Source organism: Devosia sp. LjRoot3 (genome assembly GCF_964252865.1).
Taxonomy (GTDB): Bacteria; Pseudomonadota; Alphaproteobacteria; order Rhizobiales; family Devosiaceae; genus Devosia.
This window is the reverse complement of the sequence record NZ_CAXUPK020000005.1, coordinates 448,651-469,965: the sequence shown is the minus strand read 5'-3', so window position 1 is coordinate 469,965 and position 21,315 is coordinate 448,651. Positions and strand designations below refer to the sequence as shown.

Here is a 21,315-nt window from a genome sequence, read left to right as displayed (position 1 = left end):
TCCCATGCGCAAAAAGAAACCGGAGACGGACTCGCCTCTCTGCGGTTGAAGATCGGTAGGCTTTGTGGTGACGCGAGGACGTTCATTCATCCTGCTTAACTAGCTCAGTGCCGCAAATTCTCTGCTACGCCAATCATTTGGATTTTAGCGTTCTAGCTGGCCCGCGCCTGTGCCTGCAGGCACGTGCGACGTGTCGATAGCGAGCTATTGCCAGCTTGCTCGTTGGTCCGGCTTCGCCAGCGCCCGAAGATGTCGCCTGTCGGAATAGGCGGTAATTCTCAACAAGAATATGTCCACCTGGCTGAAGCATGATCGTCTGGCTTTGCATCATGTCGGCGATGAGGACTTCCGGATTTTCCTCGAATCGAACACATATGTTTTCCATTCAAGTTTAGATTACGCGATGCATTGATGTCCCTTTCCATATGGCGGGCCGACGCGGCGTCTGCCTTTGCAGAGATTTTTCACGAGTACGAGCCGACTGAACGGTCGGTGAAACGAGCGCTATTTGCGCTGGACGAGTTTTTGACGAGGCCAGACCGGGACTTTCACAACGCGTATACGATGCTGCAGGAAGCATCGCTCCAGGCGCAGCAAGACAAATGGTTTCAAGTGCTCTCAGCGGGTGCACCATCGCTTCGCGAGACATTGACTGAAAAAGATATGGTTTTGGTGCTGGCTGGAGTTGCTAGGGCTCTCGATAGCCTGCTCCTGGAGTTCGCCGCTTCCCTCGGCCCTCAGGCGCTTCATGACATCACAAGCGACGACGTCGATGGGTATATTATCCGCAGGAAGCGCCCGCGTCCCGCCACCCGGCTCAAACCCAATCAAAGCTATTCAAAGCGTGGTCTGATCCATCACCGAGTTATTCCAAAGATCGTTGGTGGACTTCCCGTTCACGTGCATTTCGCAAATACCATGGCTGCACAGGAAGGAGAGCTTCCGATCATCGGCGTAGCCGCGGCTTTCCCGGGGCTGGCCCTCGATACGCGGACAACTTCGGAACGGGAAGGGGGCCCTAGCTTTCGCGCTTTCGATGCAAAACTCGACGATGCTGATGCTGTCCTTGCGACGCATCTGCAGGAGGCCTTAGAGCCCGGGGTCTTTACCGTGGTCTGGCCTGAACTCACTGTGCCCCCAGCGCGACTCAAAACGATCCGCCGAGGTCTCGGAAAGCAGCGCATCACAAAAGAGCAAACCGATCTCCAGGTTGTCGTTGCCGGCAGCTGGCACGTCGAGCGCGATGGGAAATGGTGGAACTCTGCCCCCATCCTGGACGCGTATGGCAAGGTGGTCGCGACCTACGAAAAAATCTCGTCCTTTTACTCCGGCGCCATCGGCTACGAAGATATCGAGTTAGGGCTTTCTATCCCCGTCGTGGTCACCGACGACTACATTGTTGCGGTCGCAATATGTAAGGATTTTTGTGACCCGTCTCGGCTCAGTGAACTGGCTCGGCTGGATGTCGATATTTTCCTCGTCCCCTCGATGGGCGGCAGCAAGACTCTGGATGGGCACAAGATTTCGGCCGCGTACCTGGCTGTGGAACGAGGGACTCGGGCCTTCGTTGTTCAACAGCCTGATGATGGGACGAGGGACCCTGTAGCGTGGGTCATGGGTATGGTCGAGAACCCTCAAGCTGCAGGGGCAGTAACCCTGCAGACAGAAAGTGCAAGATCGTACACGGGAAACTTCGCTACTTGATGTTGCACAATGCTGTAGCAATGTGAAAGGTTGTAAAGGTTTCTTAGTAATGAACACTCAAGATACGGGTATGAACCAGAACTACGACCTCGACCTCATCGCTCGCGCCGACATCGACCTGCCAAGTGCCAGGGTCGTGGTGGCTAGCATTCTTGACGAGGGTTCAGACCACGCAGCCATGCGTATTCTCGCAGCCTTCCGATCCTGGGTTTGGAAGGCTCTCGATGATCGTCGGCGCGATGCGGAATTGCGAGGGTGGTATGATCTTTATCGGAAGGTCGATGCGGCCCTGGTCGACGATTTTCCGGTGATAGCTGCGCAGATCCAAACGCTGTACGAGCTGATCTACGAGTCGATCTCAGTTTCAGAGCTGCGGTCGGAAAACGAGGTTCTGTCAAAGAAGCATGTCGTCGAACTGTTGCGTTACCTCAGGGATGCGCACGGTGTTCAAAGTGAAAGGGATACGGTTGGCCGTGACCTTGGGCTGAACCAGTCGAATTTGACCCGCGTGATCAACCTCGCCTCGCAGGCTGGGCTGATCGAGAAAACAATGCATGGCAGGAAGGTATTGCTGAGGTTGAGTCGCACTGGCCAGGAACGTCTCGCTGAGCTCGATGACGCAATACAGCGTAGCAGAAGTGGCAAAGTCGTCAGTCGACGCCACCACCACTGGCGTGGAGTGCACACAGCGGGTCGAAATCCCCGCAAGCCGCTGCAGCAACCCGGGCTTGTCATAGAAGAGATAGAGCGGCCCTCTAGGATCATGCGCTATGTGAACATTGACGTTGGTAGCGCAAACTTCATCGAAACGATTCATAGCATGACCGTTGCGCACACTGCCGACGCCCCGTTTGCAATTGGATCGACGGCTTCCAAGACGAGACCAAAATAATGAGCGTCGAAGAGGTGATCATGGATCCGAATAGCGACGACATCCCAATCGCGCAGATTGCTCTGCCAGGCAATCTCGCCCACGAGCTGGAATATGTGGGCTCGACAAACATGACATTGCTGGTCTCTGTCGGCAAATTGGTAGGGTCAGAAAATCTGCTTCTTGTACCGTTCGTCGACCTCGATATCGACGTCGATACAGACGTCGGGCCAGAGGCGGAAACGGCCCTTTCCGCGAGCATTTCGTTCGACAATGCGGCGTTCACCGTTTGTAGTCTTGCCGACAACCTTTCGATGATTGCGGATCAGCTCGTTCAAATGAGTTCCGGGGAACTGAAGCCTGACCCTGGCCGAGTGGAGGTGTCCAAACACTTCGTATCGCAAGCAGAGGGGCACCTCAGAAGGTGCCTGGAAAGCCTGTCTCAGCTAGGAAATCAGGCGAAACCGACTTCAAACAATCGCTGATGCCCAATTGGCGGAGAATGCCAAGCAACCGGCTACGTAGCAGTCGGCTGCTTGTTATCCGACTAATTTCTGCCACCACGCCTTGACCTTGTTCTGTTTTTGTTCTTATCTCTTCTCGCTCACGTATGCAGCACGTGACCTCCCCGAAAAACCCGCCGCTATGAGCTGACCGCGATCCTTCCGTGGCCAGGGGCGGCCACTTATGGAGGACGTGATGCAAGAGACATCCGCACACAACCAAGCGCAGGCAGACATCCTCGCGCGCGCCTATTTGGACGCCTTGGCTCAGGCCGAAGGCATCAAAATGAAGAGAAGCATGCTGCGTGGAAATCACGCCCACAGCAATCTGGTCGATACGGTCCTCGACGACCTAGAATCCGTCGATAGCAAGTCATCTCCACAAATGCGCGCCGATGTGGCCATGGCCGCCGTTCTGCTCGCTCGTGAAATCGCGCAACACAACAACCTTGCGCGCCTCCTGCGCAAGGAGAGCCCCATCGTGGTCATAAATACGCGCGTCTCCGACCTGGTTGAGCAGATAAGCGACGTCGTCACCGCATGCGTTTTGCCCGCAGCTCCCAACCGCCGGCACGTGATCGCACGAGACGGTTCCGACAAATCCCACACACCCAGCCGCGGCAATGCTGATGTGGTCGAGGCGCGAAACAGGAGCTGGCCGATCGTCGGCATTGCTCCCTCGCCAAGGAAGCAGTTGCCGAGCAGCCTCATTCGCATGATGCAGTATGAAATCTCGATCCCACCGATCGACCGCTGGTCGCTCAGCTTGGTCTTGGAAGCAATCACTGGCATTCCCTATGACGGCCAGATCGACGAGCAGTTGCTGCAGAATGTCGACTACACGGACCTGTCCCTTGCCATCCACAGAGACCTCACTCCCCAACAGTGCCTTGAGCGCCTCGCAGATATGGTCGGCAAGAAGACGAACGTCGACATTGATGGCCCGACGTTGCAACAACTGCCGGGGTACGGCGAAGCGATGCACTGGGGACTTGAGCTGATTGAAGACATCAGCGAGTACCGGTCAGGGCGCCTTGCTTGGTCTGATGTGGACCATAGCGGCCTGCTGCTCAGCGGCCCTCCTGGAGTAGGGAAAACTCAATTTGCCAAGGCATTAGCGAAGTCCGCTAATATTCCACTTATTGCGACGTCGGTCGCTGAGTGGAACGCTTCGAGCTATTTGTCCGGCACCCTTCAGGCCATTCGAGACGTCTTCGGGCAGGCCAAGCGCTCGGCACCCAGTGTTTTGTTCATCGACGAAATTGACGGCATCAGCAATCGCGCAAACCTCAGCGGGGACTACGTCGAATACTGGAGCCAGATCGTCAACCTGCTGCTCGAATGTCTGGCCGGCGTAGAAGATCGGGAAGGTGTGGTGGTCGTCGCAGCTACCAACCATCCAGATCGGATCGACCCAGCAATTGTCAGGGCAGGGCGACTTGATCACCATATCGAGCTAGAAAAGCCCGACCTGGATTCTCTGGCGAAAATCTTCAGATTTCACATCGGTGAGGCAGTTCTCGCTGATGTCGACTTGATGCCAATAGCTATGGCGTCACGTGGTGCGACAGGCGCCGACGTGCAGGCCTGGGTCCGTCGCGCCAAGGCGGCAGCCCGCCGTGCTCATCGCGAAATCGAGCCTGACGACCTTCTTGTCCAGATATGGAACGGGCGACATTCACTTCCAGAAGACCATCTCGGACGCGTCGCGTTGCATGAAGCTGGCCATGTGCTGGCATCACTTCTCCTCGGCGCTGGGGATGTCGTGGGCGTCTCCCTTCACGCAAACGGCGGTGAAGCCGAGCTGCAGGCAGAAATTCGCGGAACGATGACAGCATCGGAGGTCGAACGTCATATCGTCGTTGCGCTGGCAGGTCGCGCTGCGGAAATCCTTGTGCTCGGGAGTGCAAGCATCGGCGCTGGAAACGGTGGTTCTTCGGACTTAGCGCGTGCGACGGAAATGGCGCGCAAGCTTGAAAGCCAGTACGGCCTGGGCGTTTTTGGCCCTGCGTACGTCCTCGGGCAGCCGGCCGACCGTCTCTATTCCGGCGGGGTATTGTTGGGCGCGATCGGCAAGCGCTTGGAGGCCGCGGAACTGCGAGCCGCGACCATCCTGAAGGAAAATCAGGATGTCTTGCTGCGCCTGGCTGATGAACTCTGCGCGCGTCGCTACCTCTCCGGCGAAGAGGTGAACGAGATCGTCGACAGCTTCGCCCTGACGGCGAACGCGAACACGAACGAGGCTGCAGAATGAGCCGGTTCCTCGGATATTCTGCAGGTGCTCTCGGCGGACACGCCCGAGAGGAGGTCGACCGCCTTCTAGATGCGGCCGAAAACTTCTCGGCGCAGTACGATCTCGATGCCGACGAGGTCCTCGGCGAAATCGCGAAGGTCCTCAATCGGCGAGTTGAATTCGCCAGATTGCGCAAGCGCTTCGGCGTAACCTTGCCGACGCAGTAGCTGTTGATCGGGCAGGGGGGGCTCCCCTGCCCATTTTCCCCATCGTCACACCAATTTTAGCCCTGCGCTTCGGGCAGGGCGGAGCTATGCCATGCGAGTTTGGATATTCAGCGATACGCATCTTCCACACAAAGATATCCCGATCGAGCGGGTATTTCCGCGAATTCCGGATGCCGACTTGTGCATCTGCGCTGGGGACCTGATCGAATCCGACCCCGTCGGAGGCATCAACTGGCTCGCCAAAAACATCAGGCCGCTAATGAGGGTGATTTTCGTCTTGGGAAATCATGAGTTCTACAATCTCGACAGCAGCATGGAGAGAGACCGCCAACGGACGAAAATGGCCGCCGAAAGGTTCGGCATTGATCTGCTCGACGACACGACCGTCACGATAGGCGGCGTCTTGTATGCGGGCACCACTTTATGGTCGGACTTCTCAGTTTTCGCTGGCGACGATTTGAGGAAGCGGGATCACGCAATGGCTGAGGTTGGGCGCGCGCTAAACGATTTCCGACTGATAAGGCCGAGCCAGGGCTCACCTGAAATCTGGACGCCCGAAATGGCCCGGATTCAGCATTTCCAATCCCGTTTCTGGTTGGAGGATGTCTTGTCTCGGCAAAACGGTTGCCGGGTCGTGGTCAGTCATCACGCGCCGCACCCGTTGTCCATCGCACCACAGTTTGCGAGGGATCCCATCACCGCCGGCTTTGTGTCCGACCTGAGCGCGGTGATTAGTCGTCACCAGCCGGCACTTTGGGTTCATGGGCATACGCACACCGCCTTCGACTACTTCGTGGGCGAGACCCACGTTCGATGCAATCCTCTTGGATATAGGAACGAGAAAATCCTTGGGTTCACGCCTGGCTTAGTATTCGAAATATAGCGCTAGGAGCCGATCAACGCCTTGGCGCACAGCGGACATTTCCTCTCTGGAACACACAGGTCAATGCAACCGGGGGCTTCGCATTCTGCATGCCCTCGGAATGAGATGAAGAGCCGGACGTTTAATTCCGCTTCTATCAGTTCGCGGTGTGAGTGGGCTTGCAGCGACACGGGCGGGTTCCTTGGCCCGCAACCTGAAATCGGGTCACCCCTTTTGGCAATGAGACATTCGCCAGTCCGAGTCTCTCGCCCCCTTTCAATCTCATCATATGGGACGAACAGGCGTTCCTCTCATTGACGGGGTGTAAAAAGTCCCAATACCTTGCTCCTAGGACTGGAGGCCTGCAGTGACAGATCGCGTTGTTTTGCAGCATCACGGCATGCTGCTCGAACTCATTCCCGATTTCGGCGGGCGAGTTGCTCGACTGAGTTTAGACGGCGTCGATGTGCTCGTTCCGTTGGGTTCCGATACCTTCGATCCCGTAAGATGGCCGCGGGCGGGCGCGTATCCCATGGTCCCTTATCATAATCGGATCGAGGATGGGCGTCTTGCTGTTGTCGGCAAGGTTTACGAAATCGCGCCGCATCCCGACGCGCTTCCCCATTCTCTTCATGGGCCGGCGCAGCGTGAACGCTGGAGATTGGTGTTCCAATCCGATCATCATGCCACCCTGGAATTAGTGCGAGCTGCAGACGAAAATTGGCCATGGGCTTTTCAAGTCCGTCAGGTTTTCGCGCTGCGGCCCGACGGCTTGGAACTCTCACTGTCAGTCACCAATAAATCGAATATGAAAATGCCAGCGGGATTAGGCTGGCATCCATATGTCGCGGGGTGTCTCGATGTGGCGCATGACGCCGAGTTTGTCTGGCCGCTCAGACCGGACTACCTTCCTAGGGGAACTCGCTCCAGCATTCAGCACCACCATCCTGCGCCGGTGACGGGAACGGAGTATCTCTCATGCTGGTCACATCTAAATCTGAAGACCGCGAGTGGTCTGGATGTCGACCTGTCGGTGACGCCGGTGATGAGTCATCTCGTCCTTCATAAGGGCGATGGGGACTATGTTTGCGTTGAGCCCGTTTCTCACCTCGCCAATGGCTTCAATCTTCATGAGCGTGGCGTCCTCGGGACAGGCACACGCACCTTGGATCCGGACGAAGATCTTTCTGCGACCATATCGATGACAATTCGAGGGCGAAGCGAGGCGGCAAGGTGATGGCAACGGAACGAGACACACCAACCGATTGGGAAGATGAGGATGCGCCCAAAGGCAGCGTGAAGGGCGCCGCCTTGATCGGGAAGGCGACCGAAGTCCTGACTCGTATTGGGAATTCGCCGGGCAAGGTCAGCTTTGCGGAGTTGTCGAGCGCGACGGGAATTGCCAGAGCAACGCTCTATCGCATCCTCTCCGCTCTCACGTCCCGTGGGCTGATCCGGGTAGATCCAGTCACCCAAAACTACACCTTGGGTTTTCAGTTTCTTGAGCTGGCGCAGAACGTTTGGTCATCTGCCGATCTTGCCTCCGTGGCTTCGGCAGAGTTGCGCCGGCTTCGCGATATGACGGGCGAGACAGCTTACCTGGCGGTTCAGGAAAAGCGCCATGTCCTAGCCCTCGGTCGGTTCGAGGGCGCGCATTCCCGTCGCTCCAACGCCCGCCTGGGTGCTCTCAAGCCTATGCACTGCACAAGCCAAGGGAAGGCCATCCTGGCAGGTCTAAGCGAGGCGCAAGTCGATGCGATACTCAGCGACGGCATGGAGAAGTTCACCCCGCACACGATCGTGGACCCGGTCGCTCTCAAAACTCAGCTGCAGATTATCCGGGCACGCGGCTACGCCACAGACGACGAAGAAATTGTCGAAGGGACCCGTTGCGTCGGTGCAGCTGTCACGGACCGATCGGGACGTCCTATTGCAGCAATCAGCGTCGCTGGCCCTGTGTACCGAATGACGGTGGAGCGGGCCGAGCAGCTTGGACGAGAGATCGCAGCAGCAGCCCGACGAATTTCGGATCAATTGGCGCCCTATCTGTTTGAAGCGCGCGCGCGCCATCCAGATATTCATCAGGTCACGGAGACTGCGGGCTTCGTGACAGGATCACCCTTCTGGAACGCTGACAGGGCTGGCCTATGTTGGGTCGACAACCTTGCTCCGTCTGTTCACGGGCTTCGCGGCCCAGGGGATGTTTTTGCCCTGGACGCGCTCGGGGAGAGTCTCGTAGGTGCAGCCCCCCATGAGCAGGGTATAGTCTTCGCCAGCACCACCCGCATTGGGCTTCTGTCGCTGGAGGGGGAACTCACCCTGCGAACCGTCGAAGAGGGCATGCAGTTATCCTCGCTCCTCGCTATGCCTGACGGTGGTCTCTGGGTCGCCGGGACTCGCCCTGGATCGGATGTTGGTGTTGTGGGGCCGATGGACACAAACACTGGTCAAATCCAGATAGCCTTTGAGCTTCCGGATACCGTTGCCGCAATGGTGGCTACGCGAGACGGGTCGGCCATTTATGCATCGGTGCCGGCCCGAGGAGCGATCTACCACTTGTCGATGCAGGACAGGCGGAAACGCATTTTTGCGGACCTGCCGAAGGTTGCTGGATCCCCCGCAGCGCTTGCCCTTGATGGCAACGAAAGGGTTTGGGTTGCCATGACCGAGGGTTGGAGCGTGATCCGGCTCAACGAAGATGGCGATTTCGATCGTACCATTGCAGTGCCAGTGCCCGCCCCGACAGGCATTTGCTTCGGGGGCGAGAATTACGATCGGATATTCGTTACCAGTGCTCGGCTCGGACTTAACCGCGAGGCGCTGATGCACGCGCCTTTATCGGGCCACGTGCTCGAGCTGGAAGACGACCAGTTGAGCACTCCATCTTCAGTTACCACTCTCGCTCCAATCCTCTGATGCAAACAATTCCACCCATTACCTCCCTGACGACCTTTCCTGTCTCCATTCCGTTCGTTGATGGCGGGGAGGGGACCGGTGCTACCCCATCTCGTTGGCACACACTAGACATGGTTCTTGTGCGCGTAGAAGACGAAGACGGGAATGTCGGTTGGGGGGATTCCTTCTCATATTTCTGCACACGCGCCACTCATGCAGCCGTCACCGACATGATTGCGCCCATCGTCGTCGGGCGCTCCATTGGGGACATTCCGGCGTGGAACTTGGAGGTGCAGAAGAAGCTCCACCTCTTCGGTCGGTACGGGATCACCACGTTCGCGCTATCGGGCGTTGATATCGCATTGTGGGATCTTCAGGCCAAGCGATCGAATAAGACTTTGGCCGCGGAGGTGTCTGGCACCACAATCGAGCCGCGAGCAATAGACGCCTATGCCAGTCTCGTCCGCTACGGCGATATCAACTTGGTCCGCCATCATTGCCAGCGAGCTATCGATCTGGGTTTCCATCACATCAAACTACATGAGGTTGATCCCACGATCATCGCCGCAGCGCGGGAAGTCATTGGACCGGACGCCGTCTTAATGGTCGACGCCAACTGTGCCTGGACGACCGATGAGGCAATCGCGCAAATTCCTTCTCTGAAGCAAAGCAACGTCTTGTGGATAGAGGAGCCAATCTTTCCACCAGACGACTATCGTGGCCACAAACTCATTGAAGCTGCAGGGATGGCTGTTGGTGCTGGTGAGAATGCTTCGACCGCATTCGACTTCACCCGCGTGAGCGAGTCATTGCGTTACCCTCAGCCGAGCATGACGAAGGTGGGTGGTGTTTCGGAGTTCCTAGGCGTGTGTCGAACCGCCAAAAGCCTCGGCAAGCTGGTCATGCCCCATACCCCATATTTTGGTCCCGGCTTCTTTGCGACCCTTGCGATGGCACCGCTACTGCCGCAAGAGTCCCTTCTGGAATACCTATTCGTCGATCCCGAGGGCTGGCTGCAGCAGCCGCCCGCGCTTGAAAATGGCAAGATGATCGTGCCGGTAGGTCCCGGTATCGGCTTTACGCCTGAGATGAAGACATTGGAACGCTTCGTAATTTCTGAATAGTCTCATCATATGAGATGACCCAAGGAGGCGCGCGAGATCTGCGCTTCCATTCAACCTCCAACTCTTTCAAGGTGACGACACCGGATGACCAAGGTCTGCCGGCTCTTGACGATCCTTGGGAGAGAAGAATGGACGTTTTTGTATCGGGTGCAACCGGCCGGGTTGGTGGGACGCTGGCCACCGCACTGCAGCAGCGCGGTTTGTCCGTCAGAACCATTGCTGTTCCCAATGATCCCAACCGAGCCGCCGCCGAGGCGCGAGGCGTTGAGTGCATCACGGGCAGCCTTGCTGATCTCGATACCGTGCAGCGGGCCGTCGAGGGCGTGTCCTCGATCTTTCATATGGCTGCTGTCATTTCGTTCCAGCCCACGGCGCGAGACCTCCTGTGGGATGTCAACGTGGTCGGCACCTACAATGTGCTGCGTGCCGCAGCGGAGCAGGCCAAGCAGCGCAAGGTGCGCATGGTCTTTGCGTCGAGCGATCAGGTTTATCCTACGCGCTTTGCGCGCTATCGCCCGACTGACGAATTGCATCCTCACGAGCCTTACACCTTCTATGGCATGTCCAAGGTGCTGGGCGAGGAGATGGCCAAGTTCTACAACCGCTCCGAAGCCAATCTCGATGTCAGCATTGCGGTCTTCTCCCATACCGAAGCCGCTCATGAACTGATCGATCCCAATGGCGAATACTCTGGCGCTGCCTTCTATGTGAATGCGCGTGTCAAAAGTCTCAAGGCCAGCAGCACCCATCATGCAGGAGCCAATAGCGACGACCAGCTGCGCAAGGTGCTCGACATCCTCGAGCCGCTAATGGGTGATGACGAGCCGCTGCTGCTCACCTACGACGAGAACGGCAAGCCGCACACCCAGGAACTGGTCGACGTACGTGACATCGTGCAGGGGCTTCTTCTCATTCACGACAAGCCCGAGGCGATCGGAGAGACCTTTAACATCGCTCCGGTCAGCCCGGTCAGCCTTGCCGAATTCATCCCCTATCTCGCCGAAGCCACAGGCCGCCGCTACGTCGAGGCCCATATTCCTGTGCCCCTCGGGCGTACCCACGGCAGCAGCGTCAAAGCGCGCTCCATCCTGGGTTTCCAGCCTCAATACTCATTGTTTGACATGGTCGACGAAGCCGTCGGCCGGACCAAATCCAAGTGAATAAACCAGTCGCACTGCGTCAAGCGGAGTCTCAGATGAGCGATATCGTCATCACCCAGGATATCCTGGATAAGCTGAAACAGGCCAGCACGGCCACCCTGACCACCCAGCTGTTCAAGCATGGCTTCCGGCAGCAATTTCTTGTGGGGCTGAATGCCCTCAGCAGGGATGCCGGAAGCTTTGCGGGGGAGGCGTTTACCCTTCGCTTCATTCCCTCCCGCGAGGATAAGGACTGGGATCTTGGCGACCTCGCCAAGCGTGGCGATGACAATCTCCAGTGGGAGGCCGTTGAGGCGATCGAGCCTGGTAAGGTCCTCGTCATCGACAGCCGCAACGACCCGCGTGCAGCCTCTGCCGGCAATATGCTGATGACCCGATTGATGCGAAAGGGTGTCGTTGCCGCCATTACCGATGGCGCCTTTCGCGATGGCACGGAAATCTCTCGCATGAATTTCCCGGCATATTGCGCCGCCAACACCGCTTCCACCCGACCGGCCTATCACCGTGCCATCGATATGCAGCGCCCGATCGGGTGTGCGGGTGTGGCTGTGTATCCAGGCGACGTAATTGTTGGCGATGCCGATGGCGTCGTAGTCATTCCGCGGCATCTCGCACCAGTCCTGGCCGAGGCAGCATACGAACAGGAAATGCGCGAGCGGTTCCTTTTCACCAAGATCGATGCGGGCCAGCCCCTTTGGGGTGTCTATCCACCCAACGAGCAAACTCTGGCCGAATACGCTTCCTGGCGTGCGGAGAACGGGAAATAGCACGATGACCGAAGCTGCGCTCAAAGCTGAGGCTCTCATCCGCCGCTATTTCGCTGCCTGCAACGCCGCTGACCACGCTGGTCTCGTTGCATGCTTCACGCCTGATGCTGTCCACTACTTTCCTCCCGGTCTGCCGGGCGCCCCATGGAGGAGTGCCCAGGCCATCGCGGATGGGTGGGTCTGGTGCGTGAAGACGCTCGGTTCGCAGTGGACGATCGAGAAGGTGCTTGCCGGAGCCGATGGCCTGGAAGCGGTCATCGAATGGACACACTGGAAAACCGCGGTCGGTGAAACCTTACGTGGCGACGAGTGGTACGTCTTCGACGAGGCCATCGAGCATATCGTCGAGATCCGAGCTTATTACGCTTCTCCGGTTGATAAGTCCCGACCGCTGAATGCGCTCCACGATTTCGATTACGAGGGGCGGGGGTTTGCAATGGCGTCGCCATCGCTGCCGCCAAAACTCGACTAACAAACTTCAACGAGAGGCTCGTCCAGTGACCGCACTCACAGGCAAAACTCGGATCAATCTGCTTATCGGCTCGCCGATCTCACAGGTGCTGGCACCCGGGTGGTTGACCGATCGCATGCAAAAAGCAGGGTACGACGGGCTGCTCGTTCCTATTCAAATCCTGCCTGATCGGCTCGACACAACGCTGCCCGAACTGATGGCGATGCCCAACGTGGACTCCATCCTTGTGACCCTTCCTCACAAATTTGGCGCCTCTCGACACTGTTCTGAACTATCGCCTCGCGCAGCCATTCTTGGTGCTGTCAACGCGATGCGACGCCAAAGCGACAACACCTGGTACGGCGACAATTTTGACGGCGCCGGGATGCTGCAGGGGTTGCTGAACGCTGGACAGGATGTGGTCGGAAAGACGGTCTATGTGGCTGGTGCCGGCGGGGCTGGATCGTCGATCGCGGTCTCAATGCTCGAAGCTGGAGCGACGCGGCTTGCCCTGCACGATCCCGATGTGGACAAGCAGAATGCGTTGCTCGCCCTTTTGGAAAAGCACTACCCAGGCCGAGCATCTAAAGGCAGCGGCGAGGTTGCTGGCTTTGATGTCGTGATCAATGCCAGCTACGCGGGCTTCAAGGAGTCCGACCCGCTTCCGGTTGATCCTTCAGGACTTTCGGCTCTCACCGTCGTTGCTGACGTCATTACCGATCCTGTCCCCACTAAGCTCCTGATGGAAGCCAGTATTCGCGGGTGTGTGACTCGCGATGGCACACACATGCTCGAAGGGCAGATGCAATTGCTCTTCGACTTCATGACTACTCGCTAATTTGAATCTCACGAAGTGAGACGCTCGACCACCAAGAGGCGCGTGTTCGGCTTACTTCGAGGTCGCAATACCGTAAGTTTGAGACATCGCGGCAAACGCGAAACCTAGGAGGAAATCAAACCATGACCACGAGAAATCGTTTCACGCGCCGTACTGTCCTCGTGCTGATGCTGGCCGCGAGCGCGCTAACGCCGGTTGCGGTTCACGCCGACGCGCTCTCGGACATCGAGGCCGCAGGCAAGATCCGCATTTCGATTGATCCTGCGGCGCCACCCTATTCCTCGCTCGACGCTTCCGGTCAGTATGTCGGCTCTGAAGTCGAGTTCGCCAAGAAGCTTGCTGCGGACTGGGGCGTAGTGGCTGAGCTTGTCCCAACTTCCGCTGCCAACCGCATTCCCTATCTTCAGACCAATCGCGCTGACGTGGTGATTTCTACGCTTTCGATCACGGACGAACGCAAGGAAGTCATCGATTTCTCCCGCCCGTACAGCGCCATCCAGATCGTGGTCGGCGGTCCGGCAGCGTCGGGTGTCGATAGCTTGGATGATCTCGTTGGAAAGCGTATCGCAGTCGTTCGCGGCAGCACCAACGATACGCAGATCACCAAGGATGCCCCGGAAGGCGCCGACATCGTTCGTCTTGAGGATGACTCCACGGCCATCACAGCTCTCTTGACTGGCCAGGCAGATCTTTACGTCACGGCTCCCGCACTCTTGACCACCGTCAATGCCCAGAATCCTGGGATGGACGTGCGCCCCTTGATCGTCCTCAAGACCAATGTCACCGGTATTGGGGTCGCCAAGGGCCAGGATGCCCTGCGTGACAAACTTGATGCGTGGGTCGCAGACGGTCTGGCAGACGGCTCCCTGAACACGATCTACAGTGGCGCTTTCGGCATCGATCTGCCCCCAGAAGTCACCGAGTGGTCGGGGCACTAAAATGAACGCGGTGCCCGCTAGCCCGGCTCACGGTTCGCATTTCGTGTTCTCTGAATTGCGAGACGCCGTCACTGCGGTATTCACCGCGGCCGGCATGCAGAAGGTCATGGCTCTGGATGTTGCCAGTTCCCTGGTGACGGCCGACGCTATCGGGCACAGCACGCATGGCCTTGCCATTGCGCCGTGGTACCTCGATGAGATCGCCTCCGGTAACCTTCTGGTCGAAGGCAGCTTCGAGGTAATTTCTGACCGGCCATCATGCGTTGCTTGGAACGGCCGGCGTCTTGCGGGCGCATGGTTGATCAATCAGGCCATAGATCTCGCTTTGGAACGCATTGACCGTGAGGGTGTGGTCACCGTCACGATCGGTGAAGGTTATCACACGGGTGCCCTGGCCACCTATCTGCCGAGACTGACCGAGCGAGGCTTGATGGTCATCCTTGCTTGCTCTGGTCCTGCACACCAGGGCGTGGCGCCATTCGGCGGTACGCGAGGCGTGTTCACGCCCAACCCATTGGCCGCGGGGATACCTACCGGGTCGGACCCGATTCTTCTTGATATCAGCTGCTCGATTACCACCGTGAAGCGTTCAACTCAGTTGGCAAAGGCTGACGGGCTCTATGAACACGATTGGCTGCTCGATGAACAAGGTATCCCGAGCAGAGATCCCAAAGTCCTGATTGAAGGGCAGGGCACTCTTATGCCTGTGGGCGGTCTTGATCATGGCCACAAAGGCTATGCCATGGCGCTGCTCGTCGAGGCGCTAACCCAAGGGCTGAGTGGCACGGGCCGTCGTCAGAAATTGTCCGGCACAGTCATGAACACCTTCCTCCAGGTTATCGATCCGGAGGCATTCGGTGGGAAGCGGGTATTTGCGGAGGAAATGGACTGGCTCGTCGATCAGTGCCGGCAGAACCCGCCACGCCCCGGCGTCGACCGGGTACGTCTTCCTGGCGACCAGGCTCGGCGTCGGCGCGACGTCGCTGAGCGCGATGGTGTGTTTCTGGCCAACGAAATCCTTGTGCCGCTCAAACCCTATTTCGACCAGTTCGGTATCGCCTTCCCGGGCGCCCGATAGTCGTAACGTCGCAACCAGCTTCGTCAGGAGGAGACCATGAAGCTATTGAAGACATTTTCTGCGATTGCCATCGGCGTAACATTGGCGGCGACGCTGCATGTTTCAGCCCATGCGCAGTCCACTCTGGAGCGCATCCGCAGTGACGGAAAAATCCGCATTGCAATCGACCTGAGTGTCCCTCCCTGGTCCTTTCAGGACGAGAACCTGCAGCCGGTTGGTTCGGAGGTTGGGGCGGCAAAGCTCCTGGCCGAGTCGCTTGGTGTCGAGCTCGAGATCGTTTCGACCAATGGTGCCAATCGTATCCCATTTTTGCTGTCGAACCGTGCAGACATCATTATGTCCGCTCTCAGCATCACTGACGAACGCAAGCAGACCATCGACTTTTCGATCCCATATTCGGGAGCGACCACTTTCATTGCGGCACCCAAGTCGATGGACATCAAGACCGTCGACGATTTGCATGGGCTTCGCATCGCGGTGACCCGAGGCACGACCAATGACACCGATCTGACCAAGGCGGTTCCCGCCGACGTTGAGATCGTTCGGTTCGAGGATGAGGCCACTACGATCACCGCGGTTGCCTCGGACCAGCTAGATCTCGTCGCACAGGCGCAGACCTTGCTCGACGTGATCAACGAACGCAATCCAGGCAAGGACCTTGAGCCAAAGATCACCTTGCGTGACTTCCGAGTTGGCGTAGGCATCCGCAAGGAAGATCAAGATCTGCGCGAGTATATCGACGCCTGGGTTGTCGAGAACCTTAAGAACGGCAAGCTCGGCGAAATCTATAGCGAATATCAGGGTACCGAACTGCCCGCCGATATCCTCGCCAATATCCAATAACCAGCCACGAGCAGGAGGGGCCCAATGAACTATTCATTCAACTTTGCAGCGGTACTAGCGTACTGGCCCCTGCTGCTCGAAGGCATCTGGGTTACGCTGCGACTGACCGCAATTACCACAGTTCTCGGCATTCTTATCGGCGCCTTCTGTGCCGTCGTGCGGACCGGTGGGCCGAAATGGGCACAGGTCATCGTGACCGCCTACGTCGAGTTCATCCGGAACACGCCGCTGCTTATCCAGTCCTACTTCCTGATCTTTGGCATCGCCAGCATGGGTATTCGCTTGCCTATCTTTGTCGGCGCCGCCATCGCACTGACTGTCAACATCGGCGCTTACACTACCGAAATCGTCCGAGCAGGCATCGAGTCTATCAACAAAGGTCAGCTCGAAGCAGCCGAATGCCTAGGCCTTAGCAAGGTTCAGACCTATCTGCATGTCATAATCCGGCCTGCGCTTGAACGGGTCTATCCCGCGCTTACCAGCCAGTATGTGCTGCTGATGTTGGCCTCGAGCATTCTGTCGGCCGTGGGTGTCGAAGAGTTGTTCGGCATATCAAACCGCATCCAGAGCGAAACCTTCCGCAACTTCGAAATTTTCGTGGTGCTGGGAGTGATCTACCTGGTCCTTTCGGTACTCGTCCGAGGTGCCTTCTTCCTCTTCGGTCAGCTCATCTTTCCCCGGCGACGCAAGCTGGGAACGCCTCTCTGAGGATCACGCATCATGAACCTAATTTTCATTCAATCGCTGCTGTGGGGACTATGGAACACCGTGTTCCTAAGCGCGCTGACCTTTGTGATCGGCGGAGCTATGGGTTTTGTGGTCGCACTAGCTCGAATTTCGCCCGTGAACGGCGTGAGGTGGTGCGCATCTGGCTACATCCAGCTGGTCCAAGGCATCCCTCTTCTCGTGCTGATGGGGCTTTGCTTCTATGGCCCCGATATCCTTGGCTGGCCATCCGCCACGCCGCTCTGGGCTGCTACGGCAGGGATGTCCATCTACAGCAGCGCCTATCTTGGTGAGATCTGGCGTGGGTGCTTTCAGGCGGTTCCAAAACCCCAATGGGAGGCAGCCGAATGCGCTGGCTTGTCGCGTTGGCAGAGGATGCGTGCCGTTATCCTGCCCCAGGCTATGCGGATCGCCATCCCACCCACCGTGGGTTTCCTGGTGCAGATCGTCAAAAACACCTCGATCGCCTCGTTGATCGTTGGCTACGCCGAGCTCTCCTACAACGCCAAGATCATCAACAACTCCACGTTCCAGCCCTTCATCTATTTCGGACTGGCCGCAATTCTCTATTTCGCCGTCTGCTACCCCCTTTCGGTGCAGAGCCGCATCCTGGAAAGGAAGTTCAATGTCGCCAATCGTTGATCTGGTGGATGTCCACAAAAGCTACGGTCAAGTGCAGGTCCTTAAGGGCGTGACATTTTCGGTAAACAAGGGGGAAGTGGCCGCCATCATTGGGCAAAGCGGCTCAGGCAAGAGCACGGCCTTGCGCTGTATGGACCACCTCGAAACCATCCAAGGCGGAACGCTGGAGGTATGCGGGCATCGGCTTGATGCTCCCGATCCAGATTTGAAGTCATTACGTCGCGACGTCGGCATCGTGTTTCAGGGTTACAATCTCTACCCGCATCTGACAGTAGAGCAGAATGTCACCCTGGCGCTCCGCCTTGTTCGCCGGATAGGTCGAGCTGAGGCGCGCGATAAGGCCGCGAGTGTCCTCAAGAAGGTCGGTATGCTCGAAAAACTGTCCTCCTATCCGGAGCAGCTCTCGGGGGGACAGCAGCAGCGCGTCGCTATCGCCCGGGGCCTCGCCATGGAGCCGAAGCTGATGCTCTTTGACGAGGTGACTTCTGCCCTCGACCCGCAGCTGACGGGCGAAGTCCTACGCGTCATGGAGCAGCTGGCCGCCGAAGGAATGACAATGGTGCTGGTTACGCACGAAATGTCGTTCGCCCGCAAGGTCGCCGACAAGGTGATCTACATGCGGGATGGCCGGGTCCACGAAATGGGCACCTCAGACATTTTGCGCACGCCACAGACGAAGGAACTTGGCGAATTCATCGCTGAAGCGGCCGACGCGTAAGGAACTGCTGCCATGTATTTCACTATCATCGCTCGTGACAACACTGCACCGGGGACGCTCGAAAAGCGTCTCGCCAACAGGGACGAACATCTCGAAAAAATCCATGCCATGAAGGCAGAGGGCACCATCGTAGACGGCGGTGCGATGTTGGACGAGGCCGGGAACATGGTCGGCTCGATCGTGCTCTGCGAGTTTCCCGACAAATCCGGTTTGGACGCCTATATGGCCGACGAGGTCTATGCGCGCGAAGGTGTGTGGGGGGACATTGAGATAGTCCCATTCCGCCGAGTAGCCTGGAAGAGCTGAGATAGCTCTCTCAAAGCAAAGGGGCCGGTCGCGAGACCGGCCCCTTTGCTTTGGCATGCCACATCATCAGTGCAGCATTTGAGCCAAGAAGGTCTTCGCTCGGGTGCTCTGGGGATTATCGAAGAAATCGCGAGGAGCGGCGGTTTCGACTACCTGGCCCTTGTCCATGAAGACGATCCGATCAGCAACGCTGCGTGCGAAACCCATTTCGTGCGTCACGCAGACCATCGTGGTGCCTTCCTTGGCCAACTCCAGCATGGTGTCGAGCACCTCCTTGACCATTTCGGGGTCGAGTGCCGAGGTCGGTTCGTCGTAAAGCATGATGGCTGGTTTCATGCATAGGGCGCGTGCGATCGCCACACGTTGTTGCTGCCCACCGGAAAGCTGAGTGGGATATTTGTCGGCCTGTTCGGGAATGCGAACCCGTTCGAGATAGTGGAGGGCCATTTCTCGGGCCTCCTGCGGAGACGCGCCCTTAACCTTGCGCTGGGCGATCATGCAGTTCTCAAGAACCGTCATGTGCGGGAAGAGGTTGAAGCTCTGAAACACCATGCCGGTCGCTCTTCTCGCGGCATCAACCGAAGCTCGGTCATCGGTGACTTCGCGACCGAGAACCCTGAGTGAGCCGCCCTCATGCCGTTCCAGCGCATTGATGCAGCGGATCATAGTACTCTTTCCAGATCCCGAGGGCCCGCACACCACGATCTTTTCGCCCTGAGTGATGGTCAGAGAAACGCCGGTTAGACTCTGGAACTGACCATAAAATTTGTCCATTCGCTCGATTTCTACTGCTGGGACTACCCCCGCGTTGCCGGTCGACATAGCGCACCTCCTCAAGGCGATGTTGTTCTCCCGAACCTATTCCAAGCGGGGCTAGTCGTCACCGAGGGCCGACGGGCCTCCCTCATGGCTGTCTCACCAATTGAGACGCGCGGATGGCGTTTGGAGCATTCGCGTTGACCGTGAGGGGAAGCGGCAATACCGATTGGGCATGGAGGAGCCATGAACGGTCTGGAATTCAGCGGCACACTGTCGCGTATCGATCTGTTAGTCGCGGGCGCTTGGACTACGGTGTGGATATCGGGCGCCTCAATGGTGTTCGGCCTCTTGATTGGCCTGGCTTGCGCAGTTGCCATGGGTGTTAATCGTCCTGTTCGGCTGCTGGTGCTCACCTACATCGAAGTCATTCGCAATACCCCCTTTCTAGTCCAGCTTTTCGTCGTCTATTTCGGCTTACCAAGCCTGGGCATCCGGCTTTCTCCAGTGACGTCGGCGATCATTGGACTCAGCATCTACGGGGGTGCGTACCTCGCCGAGATCATCAGGGCAGGGATCGACAATGTCCCGCCTGGCCCGGTGGAGGCGGCCAAGGCGCTCGGTATGCGTGGCTCGACGATCTTTGGAAGCATCGTCCTCAGGCCGGCATTGGCATCGATCTTTCCCTCGCTCTCCGGGCAATTCGTGCTGCTGCTTCAGTCGTCGAGCCTGCTGTCGGCAATTTCTGTCGCTGAGCTGACCGGTGCCGGCAATGACATACAGAGCCTAACGGTGCGCAATATCGAGGCCTTCTTCTTTGTCGCGGGCTTCTACATCCTCCTGACCACTGGCTTCCGGCTCGTCTTTGCTGGTCTTGCCCGAGTTTCCTTTCCCTTCAGATACTTGGGTAGGTGATCCATGTTTCAGCAGTTCACTTTCAACCACGTTCTCTTCTTGGCTCAATCATCGCTTGTCACCCTGCAGCTTGTGCTGATCGCCGTTGTCGGTGGGGGAATTGGCAGCGCGATCATCACCGCCATGCTGATCTCCCGTTTCACACCGATCCGCTGGCTGGCGGAGGCATTTGTCTTCATCATCCAAGGCACTCCGATCATCGTGACGTTGTTCATGGCATATTACGGGCTTCCTATGCTCGGGCTGAACCTCGACCAGACCTGGTCGATGACGTTTGCCTTCGCAATCTTCACCAGTGGGTTTCTGGGCGAAATCTGGCGCAGTTCGCTTGCTGCCGTTCCGAAAGGCCAATGGGAAAGTGCCCACGCACTTGGATTGAGCTGGCCTACAACGATGGGCAGCATCATTGCGCCCCAAGCGATGCGCATCGCCATTCCGCCCAGCATCGGCTTTCTGGTGCAATTGGTGAAAGGCACCAGCGTGGTTTCCATCATTGGCATCACTGAGCTGACCCGTGCGGCCCAGATTGTCAGCAATGCCACCTTCAAACCCTTGCCGGTCTTCCTGACAGCTGCCGCCTTCTATTTCGCGATCAACTTTCCCTTGACCTTGCTAAGCCGTCACCTCGAAAGCCGCCTAAAGGTCGGTGGCCTGGTGAAATCTCACTAAGTGAGACAGCTGGGGCAGGGTGCCACGCAACACCGTAGCGTTGAGAGTATATTGGTGATTAGGTGGGGTCGCAGTTGAAGTCGTTGAAG

General features: G+C 57.7%; 23 protein-coding genes. 22 read left to right on the top strand and 1 reads right to left on the bottom strand.

Going from position 1 to position 21,315, the window contains the following annotated elements; all coding sequences use genetic code 11:
• Positions 1-411 precede the first annotated feature (411 nt).
• The 20 genes from ACSQ2A_RS19645 (at position 412) to ACSQ2A_RS19550 (ending at position 18,886) form a co-directional block, all read left to right on the top strand.
• On the top strand, positions 412-1,704 hold the full coding sequence (locus ACSQ2A_RS19645; protein WP_436073586.1) for a hypothetical protein: 1,293 nt from the start codon (positions 412-414) through the stop codon (positions 1,702-1,704).
• Positions 1,705-1,774: 70 nt separating this feature from the next.
• Positions 1,775-2,596: a hypothetical protein gene (locus tag ACSQ2A_RS19640; protein ID WP_436073585.1), complete on the top strand. Its 822-nt coding sequence runs from the start codon at positions 1,775-1,777 to the stop codon at positions 2,594-2,596.
• Positions 2,596-3,060 (top strand): hypothetical protein, encoded by a 465-nt coding sequence (locus tag ACSQ2A_RS19635; RefSeq protein WP_436073584.1) that lies wholly within the window; start codon positions 2,596-2,598, stop codon positions 3,058-3,060. The genes ACSQ2A_RS19640 and ACSQ2A_RS19635 overlap by 1 nt, the downstream gene beginning before the upstream one ends.
• 214 nt (positions 3,061-3,274) lie before the next feature.
• Positions 3,275-5,332 carry an AAA family ATPase gene (locus tag ACSQ2A_RS19630; protein WP_436073583.1) on the top strand — a complete coding sequence of 686 codons (2,058 nt, stop codon included), beginning with the start codon at positions 3,275-3,277 and terminating at the stop codon, positions 5,330-5,332.
• Positions 5,329-5,538 (top strand): hypothetical protein, encoded by a 210-nt coding sequence (locus ACSQ2A_RS19625; protein WP_436073582.1) that lies wholly within the window; start codon positions 5,329-5,331, stop codon positions 5,536-5,538. The genes ACSQ2A_RS19630 and ACSQ2A_RS19625 overlap by 4 nt, the downstream gene beginning before the upstream one ends.
• A 91-nt stretch (positions 5,539-5,629) precedes the next feature.
• Complete coding sequence (locus tag ACSQ2A_RS19620) at positions 5,630-6,421, top strand: metallophosphoesterase (RefSeq protein ID WP_436073581.1); 792 nt, start codon at positions 5,630-5,632, stop codon at positions 6,419-6,421.
• A 346-nt stretch (positions 6,422-6,767) separates the two neighbouring features.
• A complete protein-coding gene (locus ACSQ2A_RS19615) occupies positions 6,768-7,637 on the top strand; it encodes a hypothetical protein (RefSeq protein ID WP_436073580.1) in 870 nt (289 codons plus the stop codon).
• The gene (locus ACSQ2A_RS19610; RefSeq protein ID WP_436073579.1) at positions 7,637-9,316 is read left to right on the top strand and encodes an IclR family transcriptional regulator domain-containing protein; all 1,680 of its coding nucleotides are present in this window, start codon (positions 7,637-7,639) and stop codon (positions 9,314-9,316) included. The genes ACSQ2A_RS19615 and ACSQ2A_RS19610 overlap by 1 nt, the downstream gene beginning before the upstream one ends.
• A 110-nt stretch (positions 9,317-9,426) precedes the next feature.
• Positions 9,427-10,419, top strand: a complete 993-nt coding sequence (locus tag ACSQ2A_RS19605; RefSeq protein ID WP_436073578.1) for a mandelate racemase/muconate lactonizing enzyme family protein — start codon at positions 9,427-9,429, stop codon at positions 10,417-10,419.
• A gap of 128 nt (positions 10,420-10,547) precedes the next feature.
• Positions 10,548-11,579 (top strand): NAD-dependent epimerase/dehydratase family protein, encoded by a 1,032-nt coding sequence (locus ACSQ2A_RS19600; RefSeq protein WP_436073577.1) that lies wholly within the window; start codon positions 10,548-10,550, stop codon positions 11,577-11,579.
• A 35-nt stretch (positions 11,580-11,614) separates the two neighbouring features.
• The gene (locus tag ACSQ2A_RS19595) at positions 11,615-12,346 is read left to right on the top strand and encodes a ribonuclease activity regulator RraA (RefSeq protein WP_436073576.1); all 732 of its coding nucleotides are present in this window, start codon (positions 11,615-11,617) and stop codon (positions 12,344-12,346) included.
• Positions 12,347-12,350: 4 nt separating this feature from the next.
• Positions 12,351-12,818 (top strand): nuclear transport factor 2 family protein, encoded by a 468-nt coding sequence (locus ACSQ2A_RS19590; RefSeq protein ID WP_436073575.1) that lies wholly within the window; start codon positions 12,351-12,353, stop codon positions 12,816-12,818.
• A 25-nt stretch (positions 12,819-12,843) separates the two neighbouring features.
• Positions 12,844-13,635 carry a shikimate dehydrogenase family protein gene (locus ACSQ2A_RS19585; RefSeq protein ID WP_436073574.1) on the top strand — a complete coding sequence of 264 codons (792 nt, stop codon included), beginning with the start codon at positions 12,844-12,846 and terminating at the stop codon, positions 13,633-13,635.
• 122 nt (positions 13,636-13,757) lie between these two features.
• Complete coding sequence (locus tag ACSQ2A_RS19580; protein ID WP_436073573.1) at positions 13,758-14,573, top strand: transporter substrate-binding domain-containing protein; 816 nt, start codon at positions 13,758-13,760, stop codon at positions 14,571-14,573.
• A gap of 1 nt (position 14,574) precedes the next feature.
• The gene (locus tag ACSQ2A_RS19575) at positions 14,575-15,651 is read left to right on the top strand and encodes an Ldh family oxidoreductase (protein ID WP_436073572.1); all 1,077 of its coding nucleotides are present in this window, start codon (positions 14,575-14,577) and stop codon (positions 15,649-15,651) included.
• Positions 15,652-15,687: 36 nt separating this feature from the next.
• On the top strand, positions 15,688-16,494 hold the full coding sequence (locus ACSQ2A_RS19570; protein ID WP_436073571.1) for a transporter substrate-binding domain-containing protein: 807 nt from the start codon (positions 15,688-15,690) through the stop codon (positions 16,492-16,494).
• Positions 16,495-16,518: 24 nt separating this feature from the next.
• Entirely contained in the window at positions 16,519-17,202 is a 684-nt protein-coding gene (locus ACSQ2A_RS19565; RefSeq protein ID WP_436073570.1) for an amino acid ABC transporter permease, read from the top strand.
• Positions 17,203-17,214: 12 nt separating this feature from the next.
• On the top strand, positions 17,215-17,862 hold the full coding sequence (locus ACSQ2A_RS19560; RefSeq protein ID WP_436073569.1) for an amino acid ABC transporter permease: 648 nt from the start codon (positions 17,215-17,217) through the stop codon (positions 17,860-17,862).
• Positions 17,846-18,580 carry an amino acid ABC transporter ATP-binding protein gene (locus ACSQ2A_RS19555; RefSeq protein WP_436073568.1) on the top strand — a complete coding sequence of 245 codons (735 nt, stop codon included), beginning with the start codon at positions 17,846-17,848 and terminating at the stop codon, positions 18,578-18,580. The genes ACSQ2A_RS19560 and ACSQ2A_RS19555 overlap by 17 nt, the downstream gene beginning before the upstream one ends.
• Before the next feature lie 12 nt (positions 18,581-18,592).
• Complete coding sequence (locus tag ACSQ2A_RS19550; protein ID WP_436073567.1) at positions 18,593-18,886, top strand: YciI family protein; 294 nt, start codon at positions 18,593-18,595, stop codon at positions 18,884-18,886.
• Positions 18,887-18,952: 66 nt separating this feature from the next.
• On the opposite strand, the gene ACSQ2A_RS19545 is transcribed toward ACSQ2A_RS19550, so the two are convergent.
• Complete coding sequence (locus ACSQ2A_RS19545) at positions 18,953-19,708, bottom strand: amino acid ABC transporter ATP-binding protein (protein WP_436073566.1); 756 nt, start codon at positions 19,706-19,708, stop codon at positions 18,953-18,955.
• Between the two features lie 180 nt (positions 19,709-19,888).
• On the opposite strand from ACSQ2A_RS19545, the gene ACSQ2A_RS19540 reads away from it, so the two are divergent.
• Positions 19,889-20,557, top strand: a complete 669-nt coding sequence (locus ACSQ2A_RS19540; RefSeq protein ID WP_436073565.1) for an amino acid ABC transporter permease — start codon at positions 19,889-19,891, stop codon at positions 20,555-20,557.
• A gap of 3 nt (positions 20,558-20,560) precedes the next feature.
• Complete coding sequence (locus ACSQ2A_RS19535) at positions 20,561-21,226, top strand: amino acid ABC transporter permease (RefSeq protein ID WP_436073564.1); 666 nt, start codon at positions 20,561-20,563, stop codon at positions 21,224-21,226.
• The last annotated feature ends 89 nt before the right edge of the window (positions 21,227-21,315 follow it).